General features: G+C 61.4%; 13 protein-coding genes. 10 read left to right on the top strand and 3 right to left on the bottom strand.

The window, feature by feature from the left end:
• Nucleotides 1-21: 21 nt before the first annotated feature.
• From AC1RQB_RS18820 to AC1RQB_RS18795, 6 genes are all read left to right on the top strand, one after another.
• Nucleotides 22-237, top strand: a complete 216-nt coding sequence (locus AC1RQB_RS18820) for a hypothetical protein (protein WP_008067053.1) — start codon at nucleotides 22-24, stop codon at nucleotides 235-237.
• A gap of 117 nt (nucleotides 238-354) precedes the next feature.
• Nucleotides 355-1,869, top strand: a complete 1,515-nt coding sequence (locus tag AC1RQB_RS18815) for an efflux transporter outer membrane subunit (RefSeq protein WP_063340439.1) — start codon at nucleotides 355-357, stop codon at nucleotides 1,867-1,869.
• A gap of 30 nt (nucleotides 1,870-1,899) precedes the next feature.
• On the top strand, nucleotides 1,900-3,012 hold the full coding sequence (locus AC1RQB_RS18810) for an efflux RND transporter periplasmic adaptor subunit (protein WP_063340201.1): 1,113 nt from the start codon (nucleotides 1,900-1,902) through the stop codon (nucleotides 3,010-3,012).
• Nucleotides 3,009-6,104, top strand: a complete 3,096-nt coding sequence (locus AC1RQB_RS18805) for an efflux RND transporter permease subunit (protein WP_063340202.1) — start codon at nucleotides 3,009-3,011, stop codon at nucleotides 6,102-6,104. The genes AC1RQB_RS18810 and AC1RQB_RS18805 overlap by 4 nt, the downstream gene beginning before the upstream one ends.
• A 376-nt stretch (nucleotides 6,105-6,480) precedes the next feature.
• The gene (locus AC1RQB_RS18800) at nucleotides 6,481-7,272 is read left to right on the top strand and encodes an XRE family transcriptional regulator (protein WP_081235175.1); all 792 of its coding nucleotides are present in this window, start codon (nucleotides 6,481-6,483) and stop codon (nucleotides 7,270-7,272) included.
• 354 nt (nucleotides 7,273-7,626) lie between these two features.
• Nucleotides 7,627-8,301, top strand: coding sequence for a polysaccharide lyase family 7 protein (locus AC1RQB_RS18795; protein ID WP_008067064.1), 675 nt, complete (start codon nucleotides 7,627-7,629; stop codon nucleotides 8,299-8,301).
• Between the two features lie 67 nt (nucleotides 8,302-8,368).
• Here the strand turns inward: AC1RQB_RS18795 and AC1RQB_RS18790 are convergent, their stop codons facing one another.
• Nucleotides 8,369-8,614 (bottom strand): DUF3079 domain-containing protein, encoded by a 246-nt coding sequence (locus tag AC1RQB_RS18790; RefSeq protein ID WP_063340203.1) that lies wholly within the window; start codon nucleotides 8,612-8,614, stop codon nucleotides 8,369-8,371.
• Between the two features lie 205 nt (nucleotides 8,615-8,819).
• On the opposite strand from AC1RQB_RS18790, the gene AC1RQB_RS18785 reads away from it, so the two are divergent.
• Genes AC1RQB_RS18785 through AC1RQB_RS18770 form a run of 4 tightly spaced genes read left to right on the top strand, consistent with a single transcriptional unit; the run spans nucleotide 8,820 to nucleotide 11,927 of the window.
• Nucleotides 8,820-9,350, top strand: coding sequence for an iron transporter (locus AC1RQB_RS18785; RefSeq protein WP_008067069.1), 531 nt, complete (start codon nucleotides 8,820-8,822; stop codon nucleotides 9,348-9,350).
• Nucleotides 9,351-9,683 (top strand): cupredoxin domain-containing protein, encoded by a 333-nt coding sequence (locus AC1RQB_RS18780; protein WP_063340204.1) that lies wholly within the window; start codon nucleotides 9,351-9,353, stop codon nucleotides 9,681-9,683. It abuts the gene before it with no gap.
• A 22-nt stretch (nucleotides 9,684-9,705) separates the two neighbouring features.
• On the top strand, nucleotides 9,706-10,560 hold the full coding sequence (locus tag AC1RQB_RS18775; RefSeq protein WP_207267264.1) for an FTR1 family iron permease: 855 nt from the start codon (nucleotides 9,706-9,708) through the stop codon (nucleotides 10,558-10,560).
• Nucleotides 10,548-11,927 (top strand): 4Fe-4S binding protein, encoded by a 1,380-nt coding sequence (locus tag AC1RQB_RS18770; protein WP_063340205.1) that lies wholly within the window; start codon nucleotides 10,548-10,550, stop codon nucleotides 11,925-11,927. Before AC1RQB_RS18775 ends, AC1RQB_RS18770 begins: the two co-directional genes overlap by 13 nt.
• Nucleotides 11,928-11,942: 15 nt before the next feature.
• On the opposite strand, the gene AC1RQB_RS18765 is transcribed toward AC1RQB_RS18770, so the two are convergent.
• Both AC1RQB_RS18765 and nrdD read right to left on the bottom strand, forming a co-directional pair.
• Nucleotides 11,943-12,638, bottom strand: a complete 696-nt coding sequence (locus tag AC1RQB_RS18765) for an anaerobic ribonucleoside-triphosphate reductase activating protein (protein WP_198537170.1) — start codon at nucleotides 12,636-12,638, stop codon at nucleotides 11,943-11,945.
• Nucleotides 12,635-12,802, bottom strand: coding sequence for an anaerobic ribonucleoside-triphosphate reductase (nrdD, locus tag AC1RQB_RS18760; RefSeq protein WP_017338867.1), 168 nt, complete (start codon nucleotides 12,800-12,802; stop codon nucleotides 12,635-12,637). Before nrdD ends, AC1RQB_RS18765 begins: the two co-directional genes overlap by 4 nt.
• Between the last annotated feature and the right edge of the window lie 29 nt (nucleotides 12,803-12,831).

Raw genomic sequence — 12,831 nt, 5'->3', positions numbered from 1 at the left:
TTTCTTGCCCCCTGGTCCGCAATGAGCCTGAACCCTGAATCCAAGTACCCGAACCGCCGCTCATACGTCGTGAAGCTGCGTAGCGATGCCACGCCAGGAGCCCTCGCGGGCCGCCTTGAAAACCTGGTCACCGGGCGTCAGCGCGAGTTTTCGTCCGCCGATGAGTTACTGGAGTCGATTGACTCGGACCTCGCATCGGCGGCCGGCGAGCACGCGGCAGATACCGACGGCGAGTGACGCCTCCAACATGAATGAGCGCTCGATATGGCGACCGAACGGCGACGCTTCGCTGACGACTTCGCACACACCGGGCCCTACGCTGACGCCATCTCGAATCTACACGAGTCCAATCCGATGCCGCGACTTCCAACCTCCCCTCCGCTGATCCGCTACACCGGGCGGACGCCCCTGCAACATGCCGAACGCCTGCTCGGCGTCGTCGTGGGTGCGGCGCTCGCCGCGTCTTTCGCTCTGGTCTTGACCGGTTGTTCCACAGAGGTCGCCAAGCCGTCGGTAGACTTGCCGCCCAAGTTCGCCGCAAGCACGGCCTCCGAAATGGAACCCGAAGCCGCATGGTGGGAGACGTTCAACGACCCGGTGTTGACGGATCTGGTGCGCCGCGCGATGCGCGAGAACCGTGACATCAAGATCGCCGCCGAGCGTGTGCGCACCGCTCGCGCCGGTGAGACGATCAGTCGCTCCTGGCTCTTTCCGAGTGTCGGAATGTCCGCCTTCGGCTCCGACCGTAGCAGCGGCTACAGCACGACCAAGAAGCAGGGTTATCCAGATACCGAGACCGTGGGCGCGGGCCTTGACGTCTCGTGGGAACTTGATCTGAGCGGACGCCTGCGCGCTGGCGCGCAAGCGGCCGAGGCCGACGCACTGGCCGCGGAGGATGGCGTGCGCGGCGTGCGCCTGCTGGTAATGAGCGACGTCGCCAGCAACTACTTCACGCTGGTCGGCGCACTGCGCCAGGCCGAAACATTAGGCGCGATCGCCAAGGCGCAGGACGAGACACTGCGCCTGGTTAACGCGCGCCACCGTGTAGGGCTGGCAACCTCCTTCGACGTCGAGCGCGCACAGACCGATGCCGCATCGGCGCGCGCGCAGATCCCACCGCTGGAGACGCTGGCAGCCGTATCGCGACACCGCATCGCGGTACTGATCGGTGACCAGGCCTTTAATGCCACGAGCATCCAGCCCTCCCCTGGCAACGTGGTAGCGCCCGAAGCCCGCCAGGGGCAGCCCGCCACCCTGCTACAGCGTCGGCCTGACGTATTGGCGCTGATGGCGCAGCTCGATGCCGCCAATGCACGCCGTAAACAAGCCGCGGCTGAGTGGTTCCCGCGGCTGTTCCTCGGTGCATCCTACGGCCGCCAAGGCCTTGAGCTGAACGGTCTGGATCTGGGCGCCGCGCGCTTCACCAATGTGGCCGGCCTGCTTGCGATGCCGATCTTCAACGCCGGGCGTACACGCGCGATCAACGAGGTCGCCGAGAGCGGCCAGCGTGAGGCGCTACTGCGCGCCGAGGACGGCATTGTGCGCGCGCTCGAAGACGTGGAGAACGCCCTCGTCACGCAGACGCAAGAGCGTCAGCGCGCCCAGTCATTGCAGTCGGCCACCGAGTCCGCTGAGGCGGCGCTGAGCCACGCGCAATCGCTCTACGACAGGGGGCAGATCGACCTGTTGCCGCTGCTCGACGCGCAACGGGCACGCCTGGCAGTGCGCCTGAATGCCAACGACAGCAACACCCGCCTGCTGCTCGATAGCGTGCAGCTCTATAAGGCACTGGGCGGGGGCTGGCAGGTGTTCGAACAACCCGTCACTCCCACCGCAGCCACCCAAGCCGACCGGCCACCACTTTCTTAAGAAACTGCCGTTTTTCAAAGAGGAACCGCCTTGAAAACCTCCCTTACTGCGGCCGGCGCTTTGGCCGTAGCCGTCATGCTGTCCGCGTGTAGCCCGGACCAGCCAACCGTGCAGGCACCACGACCGGTACGCACCGTTGAAATCAGCTACGACAATGCCCGCGACATCAGTCGCTACGTGGGCACCGTACAGTCGCGACATGAAGTCGAACAGGCCTTCCGCGTGGGCGGCAAAGTCGCCCAGCGCAACGTCGATGTAGGCCAGTTTGTACGCGAAGGCAGCATATTGGCTGTGCTGGATGACAGCGACTACCGCCTCGCTGAAGAAGCGTCTCGACAACAGTGGGCGGTTGCCGCCGAGCAGACGCGTCAGGCCGACTCGGACCGCCAGCGCCTGACCGCGCTGAAGGCTGACGGCTCGGTCAGCGCGGCCGACGACGAGCGTGCACATACAAATGCCCAGACCGCGCATGCGACCGCCGAGGCCGAGGCGCGAAAGCTTGAGCTCGCACGCAACCGGCTCAAATACACCGTGCTGCGCGCCTCGCGTAGCGGCGTCGTCACGGCTGTTCGCGTTGAGGCCGGGCAAGTCGTGGCTGAGGGCCAACCGGTTGTCTCGATCGCGAATCCGGATGAGTCCGAGATCGTTGTTGATGTACCCGAGGATCAGCTGTCCGTCTTCAAGGAGGCGCGTTTCAAGGCCTCGCTGGCCAGTGCGCCGAACGAGATCTTCGATGTCACGCTGCGTGAGCTGTCGCCGCAGGCTGCGGCGCAAACGCGCACCTATCGCGCGCGGCTCAAGCCAATGCAGGCGCTGCCGCTGGGCGCCACTGCCACGGTAACGGCCGAGCGCGTGATGACCAGTGTCTCGGTGGCAGCGGTGCCAGCCACGGCACTGACGCAAAGCGGCGGCCAGCCTGCGCTGTGGGTGGTCACGCCCGAGGGCAAAAATCCGGTAGGCGTCGTCGAACTGGTGCAGGTGGCGGTATTGGGCTACCGCAACGACGAGGTGCTCGTCTCCGGGCCGCAGGCCGGTGCATTGGTCGTTACCGCCGGGGTGCAGAAGATGGCCTCCGGACTTAAGGTCGCGCTTCCCGATGCGGCGATTGTTGACGCGAACATCACGCAGCAGGCCGCCCGATGAACAACCTGAACCTCACCGACTGGGCGCTGCGCCATCGCGCCATCGTCCTGTTCATGCTCCTCATTGTCGCGATGGCCGGCGCTTTCAGCTTCACCAGGCTCGGTCAGCTCGAGGATCCGAACTTTTCCGTGCCCTCCATGACCGCCATGGTCATCTGGCCGGGCGCCACCGCCCAGCAGATGCAGGACCAGGTTCTCAACCGCATGGAGAAGAAATTCGAGCAGATCGACAACTTCGAGAAAGTGGTCACCTACGCGCGGCAAGGCTACGCCGGCATGACGCTCACCGTGCGCGGCGGCACCTCCAAGGCTGACCAGCGCGAGGCCTGGTACCAGGCGCGCAAGAAACTCAACGACCTGAGCCGCGAGTTGCCTGACGGCGTGATCGGCCCGATCGTAAACGACGAGTACGGCGACGTGTATGGCCTGATGTACGCGGTCAAGGGCGACGGCATCGGCCACGCCGACCTGTCGGACGCGGCCGAGGACATCAAGCGCCAGATGCTGAAAGTGCCGATGGTCAAGAAGATCGACGTCATCGGCAAGCAGGCCAAGCGTGTCTACGTTGAGTTCTCGCACGAGCGCCTGGCAGCGCTGGGCATTACACCGCTGGCCATCGCCGAAAGCCTCAAGAGTCAGAACGCCATGTTGCCCGCCGGCCAGATCGACACCCGCGGCGACCGTGTCATGGTGCGTGTGAGCGGCCAGTTCGCCAGCGAAGAGGCTATCCGCAACGTGCCCATCTCCGCAGGCGGTCGGCTGATCAAGCTCGGCGACATTGCGACCGTTACACGCGGCTTCGAGGATCCGCCGACCTACACGGTGCGTCACAACGGCCAGCCAGTGCTGATGCTCGGCATCACGATGACCAGCGACGGCAACATCGTGGACCTTGGCAAGGCGATGGACACGGCAGTCGCCAAGATCCAGTCGGAGCTTCCACATGGCGTGGAGCTTGAGCTCGTGGCCGACCAACCCACCACGGTGAAGGATGCTATCCACGACTTCGCGCACGCGCTGGCTGAGGCGCTGATCATCGTGATCGCAGTGAGCCTGGCCAGCCTGGGCTGGCGCGCTGGCCTTGTGGTCGCGACCACAGTGCCGCTGGTGTTGGGCGGCGTAGCGCTGGTGATGCTGGCGATGGGCTGGAACCTGGAGCGTATCTCGCTCGGCTCGCTGATTATCGCATTGGGCCTGCTGGTGGATGACGCCATCATCGCCATCGAGATGATGGTGGCGAAGATGGAAACCGGCATGGACCGCGTAAAGGCGGCCGCCTTCTCTTATCAGTCCACCGCCATGCCGCGCCTGACCGGCGCACTCATCACCGTCGTGGGCTTCCTGCCGATCGGCCTCTCGAAGTCCACCACCGGCGAGTACGCGGGTGGCATTTTCTGGATCGTCGGCGCCGCGGTGCTGTTCTCGTGGATCTGTTCCGGCATCTTCACGCCGTACCTGGCGGTCAAGATGCTGCCCAACGACTTGGGCAAGCACCAGCATGGTGATATGTATGACACGAAGTTCTACCGTACCCTGCGCCGCCTGATCGACACCGCCATCGAGCGTCGCTGGGTGGTCATCGGTGCGACGTTTGGCGCTTTGGTGCTTGCTCTGGCCTGTATCAAACTGGTGCCGCAGCAATTCTTCCCCAACAGTTCGCGCCCTGAACTGGTCATTGACCTGCGCGTCAAGGAAGGCGCCTCGTTCGCCGCGACGACCGAGCAGGTCAAGCATATGGAGGAGATCCTGGCGAAGGACGAGGACGTGCGTTTCTATACCGCCTACACCGGCGCCGGCGCACCGCGCTTCTATCTCTCGCTCAACCCCGAGCTGCCGAATCCAGGATTCGCCCAGTTCGTTGTAATGACCAAGGACCTGGATGCGCGCGAGCGGGTACGTGAGCGGCTGGTGACCTCGGCCGACCAACAATTCCCGCAGGCGTGGGTGCGCGTGACCCGGCTCGAGTTGGGGCCGCCTGTCGGCTACCCGGTGCAGTTTCGCGTCGTCGGCCCCGATACCCAAGTGGTGCGCCGGATCGCCCGTGAGGTGGAGAACGTAGTTGCATCCAACCCGAAGGTGCGCGACCTCCAGCTCGACTGGAACGACCCGGTGCGCACGCTGAAGGTCGAGCTTGATCAGGACAAGGCGAGCGCGCTGGGCCTCACGCCGGCCGATGTGTCGCTGGCGACCCAAACCGTGATGAACGGCGCCACCCTGTCGCAACTGCGTGAGCACGAGGACCTGATCGACATCGTGGCCCGTGCCGTGCCTGAGGAACGCTTGAGCCTCGACACACTGAAAGACATCAACCTTTACACGCGCCAGGGCACGGTGGTGCCACTGTCGCAAGTCGCACAGGTGCGCTCTGAGCTGGAAGAGCCAGTGTTGTGGCGCCGCAACCGCGACATGGCGATCACGGTGCGTGCCGACGTGAAGGATGGCGAACAAGGTGTATCGGTAACGCAGGAGATCCAGCCGTTGCTCAAGGATATCGAAGCGAAGCTGCCGTCGGGCTACCGCATCGACGTGGGCGGCGCGGTGGAGGAAAGTGACAAAGCCAACAAGGCACTGCTGGCGGTGGCCCCGCTGATGCTGATCAGCATCCTGCTGTTGCTTATGTTGCAACTGCAGAGCTTCTCTCGCATGTGGATGGTGGTGCTGACCGCACCGCTGGGCCTGATCGGTGTGGTGCCGGCGCTGCTGGTGTTCCAGTCGCCGCTGGGCTTCGTCGCAATCCTGGGCATCATCGCATTGGGTGGCATGATCATGCGCAACTCGGTGATCCTGATCGATCAGGTACAAACCGAGATCGCTGAAGGGCGCGACCCATGGAATGCTGTGCTGGATGCCGCCATTCACCGGGCCCGCCCAGTGATGCTGACAGCGCTGGCCACCGTGCTGGCAATGATCCCGCTGACGCGCAGTGTGTTCTGGGGGCCGATGGCAATTGCGATCATGGGCGGCCTTACCGTGGCGACGCTATTGACGATCTTCTTCGTCCCGGCGTTATACGCTGCATGGTTCAAGGTGGGTCGCCAGCCGGCCGCTGACAGCCAACAGGTACGGGGGGATGCCGCACTCGCTTCTGAGTGATGAGTGCCGTGGCACTGTGTTCCCGACCTCACCACTATTAGAAGGGCTTGCTCAGCATCGTTGTTGAAAACAACCAAGGTCAGCCGCGAGGTTCTGCAACAAAAACGCCGCTCAGTGAGCGGCTTTTTTTTTGTGCGGAAGGCGCGACTGAGAATGGGGCTATCGATTTTCGCCACATGGGAAGAACAGGATGTCGAGAATCCAGTGCGGCTTATGCGCAAGTTTGCCAACGGTTTCAAGATGCCCGGATAATCCTGCAGCCACACCGGGGATCATCACGATCGGCCACGCAGAGCAGCGGAGTTGCTTTTATCAGTCGAAAACTACTAGCAGCGCTGCTTGCAGAAATATCAGTTCTGCTAATACCCTTGTCACCATGAAAACACGCCGCCCCCTTACCCCTGAAGAAGTCGTCGAGAGCTCCAGGCTCAAGGCTATTTACGACCAGCGAAAGTCTGCTGCCAAAGCGGCTGGATCAAATCTCACTCAAGCGGATGTGGCCGAGGCCTGCGGATGGTCTGGCCAAAGCGCCTTCAGTCAGTACGCAACCGGCAAGGTTCCACTGAATGTCGAGGCACTCCTGAAACTGGCAAAAGCCTTGCGCTTCGATGCCAGCGAAGTGAGCCCACGCCTGATGTCGACGGTTGCAAGCGTCCAGTCTTTCGAACGCATTCAGCCAAGCGTATTGATGTCGGACATCCAGCCTTGGGATGACGACACTCCCCTGGACGACGATGAGGTCTACGTTCCCTTCCTGCGTGAAGTGGAACTGGCGGCCGGATCAGGCCGTTTCGTGATCGAGGAAAGCGACACTGCCCGGCTTCGCTTTTTCAAGAAAGACCTTCGCCATAACAGCGTTCAGTTCAGCAACGCGAAGTGCGTGGTTGTCAGCGGCAACAGCATGCTGCCAGTGCTGCGTGACGGCGCGACCGTAGGCATCAACGTAGGCAAGAGCTCACTGGGCGATATCGTTGATGGCGACATGTACGCCATCAACCACAACGGTCAGCTACGGGTGAAGCAGGTTTACCGCCTACCGACGGGCATCCGCCTGCGCAGCTTCAATCGCGACGAGCATCCGGATGAGGACTACACCTTTGCAGAAGTTCAGGAACAGCAGATCGTGATCCTGGGCCACGTGTTCTGGTGGGGAATGTTTGCCCGCTGATTGACGTTCACATGCCCGTCAGGCGATGAGGTTGCAGCTAAAAAGCCGAAACATCAAAAACCCGCCAGGTGCGGGTTTTTTTACGCCCCGCCAAAATATTATTAGCAGCGCTATTTACATTAAATATAAGCACTGCTACTTTTATTTTCAAAGGATCGAAAGTCGCACCGCTCTTTAGATCTGCGACGGCGGACGAGGCGCTGACCGAACGGACACATGACCCGGAACGCGAGCAACAACGAAAGCATCACTTCTGCCCATTCACTGAGTGGGCAGTGGGATGTAGGCCTACATCAACAGCGAAAGGCTCAACGGAGCAAAAGGTGACATCAAAATGAATTAAGGAAAATGACCATGACCGTAGACATCAGCAACTACACAATCGCTACACCGCTTCCTATCTCCGACACCAACCCCATCGCACTTGAGCTCATCGGCTGGCGGGCACTGCTTGAATGCCCGGAAGTCATTTCGATGCTTCCAGATGGTTCGCTGCAAATGACGGCGCCGACGCTCGGCGCTTCGAGCAAAAGCACGCACCGTACCCGCTGCGAGTGGAAAGAGCCGGGTTATTGGCTGTTCGCCAGCGCTGCTGACCACTGGAATCGACAAGAAATGCGCCTGACGAAGGTCAACTCGCTGCAGAAGGTCGTGATCGGCCAGATTCATGTGCAGGGTTCAGAGCGACCACCGGTGAAAGTGTTTTGGAACAAAGGCCGAATCACCATGGGGTTCCGGTCGAGTTATCTTCAAGAAGACCCGGTGAACACGACGGTTCTGGAAGACGTGCCGCTCGGTGCACTGTTCAAAATCAACATTCACGCCAATTCGAGCGGCGCTGTCTCCGTTTCGGCGAGCTGTAACGGGGTCAAATCGACCTCCGCAATCATGCGCCTCGACAACACCTGGGACACGAAAACGCTGGCCTTCCACGGCGGTGTGTACAACCAGATCGATTACTCCGACACCACCGACCCCGAAGACGGTTCGGTGTGCATCATCAGCGACCTTTCCATCACCCACGCTTGATATCCTGCAGCCTATAGGAACCAGCGGTGTGGCGATCGACGCACCGCTGGCTCCTACGAAAAGCGGATCAACGCTTTGCGTGCAGCGCATCATCAGGCAGTGATTGAAAGTCATCCACCACCTTGTCTGTAGTAATGATCGCATCAAGGCCCCAATCGCCAGGCAGGTGCCAATCCTCTCCAAACATCTCCACCGGATGCATCGTGCGTTCGGAACCATTGCCGCACGCCAGGGACTTCGCCGGACAATACAGGTCGCATCCCCAACAGATCCGTTCGGGGTGCTTGGGGTTGACGGGGAAGTTCTTGGCCATGCCGATCTCCGATCATTGAGTGGCGTTTTCCCAACCTACAACCCTTGCGCGACACCAGCCTTGATGCCTGTCAAGAATCGACATCAAGCCCCTGCGCAATCCTGAACCATCGGTCTAATTGCTCAAAACTTGATAACAATCATTATTGTTCGCAGCAAAGCTTCCTAGACTCGGGCTCCTACTCGTCAGTGTTCAGGAAGCTATTATGCGTACCCCTTTTTCGCTATCACTCGCCCTGCTCTTGCTATCGCCGCTGGCTCACGCCAAGGAATACCCGATCGGGGAACCACAGTTGTGTCCCGGGCTGGAAGTCGGGGCGGTGTATTTGCAGCCGATAGAAATGGCACCTGCGGGGATGATGCGCGCCACGGCGGATTCTGACGTCCACCTGGAAGCCGATATTCGCGCCACTGCGGACAATCGCCAGGGCTTTCAGGAAGGCAGTTTCGTCCCCTACCTGAACGTCTCTTTCAACCTGAAAAAACACGGCAGCGACCCCGAGATCAAAGGCGATTTCCACGCCATGGTGGCCAACGACGGCCCGCACTATGGCGACAATGTAAAGCTGCTTGGCCCCGGTAAATATCAACTGACGTTCACCGTCCTGCCACCCGGCGGTCATGGCTCCCTCGGGCGCCACACCGATAAGGAAACCGGTGTCGCTCCCTGGTTTGAACGCTGCGAACTGCACTACGAATTCATCTACGCCGGCATCGGTAAAAAAGGCGGCTATTGAATGAAGCGCCTGCATCTTGCCTGGCTGATTGTGGCCGGAACAGTTGCACCGTTGACGGCCCATGCCGAGTTGCCGAGCTACGAACTGGTTCTGCGCGATGGCCACTTCACCCCTGCCTTGCTGGAGGTGCCGGCCGGACAGCGCTTCAAGATCGTTCTGAAGAACGTCGGCCAAGGTCCGGCCGAGTTCGAGAGCACGCCGTTGCGGGTTGAAAAAGTCTTGTCGCCGGGCGTGACAACCTTCGTGGTCATTCACCCCCTGAGGCCCGGTCACTACCCCTTTTTTGACGAGTTCAATCCGCAATTGCCCGAGGGCGGCATCCTCGCGAAATAACCTGTTAGCGCACGGAGCTTCCATGAATCAATCAATGTTCATCGTCTGGCGCGAAAGCGTCGAGGCGTTGCTGGTGATCGGTATTCTCCAGGCTTGGGCCAGCCAGCAAGGCCAATGTAATCGGCTGGTCAAATTCCTCTGGGCAGGTGTGGTGCTGGGGTTGATGCTCTCGGGCCTGCTGGCGGTGTTGATTCTGTTTGCCGGTGAGGCCATGAGCGGGTCGGCCAGCGAATGGTTCCAGGCCGCACTCGCACTGGTTGCAAGCCTGTTGATGGTGCAGATGGTGGGCTGGATGCATCGCCACGGACGCAGCCTCAACCACGATTTGCGACGACACGCCGATAGCCACCTGGCTCGGCAAGGGGGCGCAGGTCTATTACTGCTGGCCATGCTCGCGATCAGCCGCGAAGGCAGCGAAACGGTGGTTTTTCTCTATGGCGCCGGCGCCCGGTTGCGAGGTCCGCAGCTCGGTTTGTTTGCCGTCGGCGGCGTGTTGGGACTGGTGCTGTCGGCGCTGACCATCACGCTGCTGCACAGCAGTCGCCGATTCATTTCATGGCAGCGATTCTTTGCCATCAGCGAAGTCATCCTGCTCATGCTCGGCGCAGCGTTGCTGGTCAGCGGCACCGAACGAATCGGCGGCCAACTGCTCGCCCTGGATTTGCCGGACGTGATTTACAGCCTCGTTGGCGAAGCACTTTGGGACAGCAGCACGTTGCTGAGCGACAGCCATGGATTGGGTGGTTTTCTTGCCGGGTTCGCCGGTTATCGGGCAAGCCCCAGTGGCCTGACCTTGTTGGTGTGGATCGGTTATTGGCTGGCCGTCGGCGGCTGGCTACGGCAACGGACTGCGGAAAACCTGCCATGCCCGACCTGAGCCGGCGCAATCGATGGCTCCAACGACTGGGCAACGGGATGCGTCGTCATGCGCCCGTCATCCGTGCGGTGCAGTGGGCTGTTGTAGTGTTTTATGCGGTGCTGTTGGTGACCCCGGCGCTGTTGCCGCTGCCAGACAGCCAGGCACGGATACTCGACAACCTGACCTTGCTCGCGCAGTTTCTATTCTGGGGGATCTGGTGGCCGTTCGTGTTGCTGTCGATGGTGTTCTTCGGCCGACTCTGGTGTGGCGTTTTGTGCCCGGAAGGCTCGCTCAGCGAATGGGCCAGCCATTACGGTAAAGGCCTGGGTGTGCCGCGCTGGTTGCGTTGGGGCGGCTGGCCAACCTTGGCGTTCTGCCTGACGACCCTCTACGGCCAATTGATCAGCGTCTATGACTACGCCCAGGCCGCGCTGTTGATTCTGGGCGGTTCGACCGTCGCAGCGGTCATCGTCGGGTTGTTGTTCGCCCGGGGCAAGCGAGTCTGGTGCCGTTACCTGTGCCCGGTCAGCGGTGTCTTCGCCCTGCTCGCAAGGCTGGCCCCCGTGCACTTTCAGGTCGACGAACAACGCTGGCTAGAAAATTCCGCACCACGCCTGCCGCCGCCCAACTGCGCTCCCCTGCTCGATATCCGCCGCCTGCAAGGCGCCAGTGATTGCCACGCCTGCGGACGCTGCAGCGGGCAACGCGGTGCCGTTCAACTGATCGCCCGCTCCAGCAATCAGGAGATTCTTCACGCGACAGCACAGACCCTATCCCCTTGGGATACACGCTTGCTGCTGTTCGGCGTGATTGGCTTGGCCATGGGCGCGTTTCAGTGGACGGTCAGCCCATGGTTTGTCGCCCTCAAACAATCCCTGGCCCAGTGGCTGGTCGAACACAACCAGTTCTGGGCCTTGCAGGATAACGCCCCCTGGTGGCTGCTGACCCATTACCCGCAGCTCAATGACAGCTTCAGCTGGCTCGACGGTTTCAGCATCGTCGCTTACCTGAGTTTGAGTTCGATCGTGCTCGGCACGGCGTTGATGCTGCTTCTGCGCCTGACGGCCCGACTGGCGCGGGATCGCACACTGTATTGGCCCCTGGCGCTGACACTCACGCCCTTAGGGGGTGCCGGACTGTTTCTCGGGCTGTCGGCCACCACCGTCAAATTACTGCGTTATGAAGGTCTGCTGCTGGAGTGGGTGCAACCGGCCAGGGCCTGTCTGTTATTGGCCGCGATGGGCTGGAGCCTGCTACTGGGTTGGAAACGGCTGAGTCGCGAAGGTCTTTCCCAGGTGCGACGCGGGTCCGCCATCGCTTGCCTGCTCCTGGCCGAAGGCATGGTGGGATTTGGCTGGTGGTTGCAATTCTGGGGCTGGGCTTGAGTTGCCCAGCCCCCGTTATCCCCGCAACACGAAGGCTGGAAACAACTCGCGCATGGCCTCCCACAACTCTGGCAGCAACGCTTGAGCCGAAACGCTCGGCAGCAGCGGATCGAACATCCGCTCGGTGCGAACCAGTTGCACGGCGAAGCGTTTGACGCCAAGCGCATTCAAGCGTTTTGCCAGGATCAGCAGACGCGCCGGCTCGAACAGACGCCAATGCACCGTGGTGCGACATTCGTAGTCGACACCACTGGCCAACAGATGCTCAAGGCTGCGCCAGTTGGCGGTCCCGCTGCCCTCGACCCGAGTGATGGCCTGGCAATCCTCGGGCAACGCCTTGACATCGAAACCGACCCAATCCGCGCCGGTCAGTGCCTTGGCGAACGCGGCAGGCTTGATGCCGGCGCTGTGCAAGCCGATGCGAAATCCCATGTCCCGCACTTCATCCATGGCGCCGAGCAAACCGTCCTGCAAGGTTGGCTCACCACCGCTGAACACCACCGCATCGAGCAGGTCCTGACGACGTTGCAGAAATGCCAACACCCGCCGCCAATCCACTTCCTCACTGCCACGAGGGGGAATCAGCTGCGGGTTATGACAATAACGACAACGCCAGGCGCAACCCTGGCAAAACAGCACGCAGGCGAGCTGTCCCGGATAGTCGATAGTGGTCAGGGGCACCATGCCCCCGACCCGAAGCATTCGACTCATTGGCGCCCGGCCAGTGCCGCGCTTTCAGTGAAGTGCACCCGCTCACGGTGCTCCGACTGTTTGCCCGGATTGAACGCCGACACAGGACGGTGATAGCCCATCACCCGGGTCCAGACTTCGCAGCGTTGACGTTGAGCCTGGGGCAGTGTTTGCGATGCAGTCATGGTGAAGCTCCTTGCAGTTGAGTGGATCG

The sequence above is a fragment of the Pseudomonas sp. GW822-FHT02E03 genome (assembly GCF_058802325.1).
The sequence above is the reverse complement of the archived record's forward strand: the minus strand, read 5'-3'. Positions and strand labels throughout refer to the sequence as shown.

What these genes read in the sequence shown, in the direction of transcription:
- AC1RQB_RS18820 (WP_008067053.1), top strand. Translation starts at nt 22, where the DNA reads ATGAGCCTGAACCCTGAATCCAAGTACCCGAACCGCCGCTCATACGTC.
- AC1RQB_RS18815 (WP_063340439.1), top strand. Translation starts at nt 355, where the DNA reads ATGCCGCGACTTCCAACCTCCCCTCCGCTGATCCGCTACACCGGGCGG.
- AC1RQB_RS18805 (WP_063340202.1), top strand. Translation starts at nt 3,009, where the DNA reads ATGAACAACCTGAACCTCACCGACTGGGCGCTGCGCCATCGCGCCATC.
- AC1RQB_RS18800 (WP_081235175.1), top strand. Translation starts at nt 6,481, where the DNA reads ATGAAAACACGCCGCCCCCTTACCCCTGAAGAAGTCGTCGAGAGCTCC.
- AC1RQB_RS18795 (WP_008067064.1), top strand. Translation starts at nt 7,627, where the DNA reads ATGACCGTAGACATCAGCAACTACACAATCGCTACACCGCTTCCTATC.
- AC1RQB_RS18790 (WP_063340203.1), bottom strand. Translation starts at nt 8,614, where the DNA reads ATGGCCAAGAACTTCCCCGTCAACCCCAAGCACCCCGAACGGATCTGT.
- AC1RQB_RS18785 (WP_008067069.1), top strand. Translation starts at nt 8,820, where the DNA reads ATGCGTACCCCTTTTTCGCTATCACTCGCCCTGCTCTTGCTATCGCCG.
- AC1RQB_RS18780 (WP_063340204.1), top strand. Translation starts at nt 9,351, where the DNA reads ATGAAGCGCCTGCATCTTGCCTGGCTGATTGTGGCCGGAACAGTTGCA.
- AC1RQB_RS18775 (WP_207267264.1), top strand. Translation starts at nt 9,706, where the DNA reads ATGAATCAATCAATGTTCATCGTCTGGCGCGAAAGCGTCGAGGCGTTG.
- AC1RQB_RS18770 (WP_063340205.1), top strand. Translation starts at nt 10,548, where the DNA reads ATGCCCGACCTGAGCCGGCGCAATCGATGGCTCCAACGACTGGGCAAC.
- AC1RQB_RS18765 (WP_198537170.1), bottom strand. Translation starts at nt 12,638, where the DNA reads ATGAGTCGAATGCTTCGGGTCGGGGGCATGGTGCCCCTGACCACTATC.
- nrdD (WP_017338867.1), bottom strand. Translation starts at nt 12,802, where the DNA reads ATGACTGCATCGCAAACACTGCCCCAGGCTCAACGTCAACGCTGCGAA.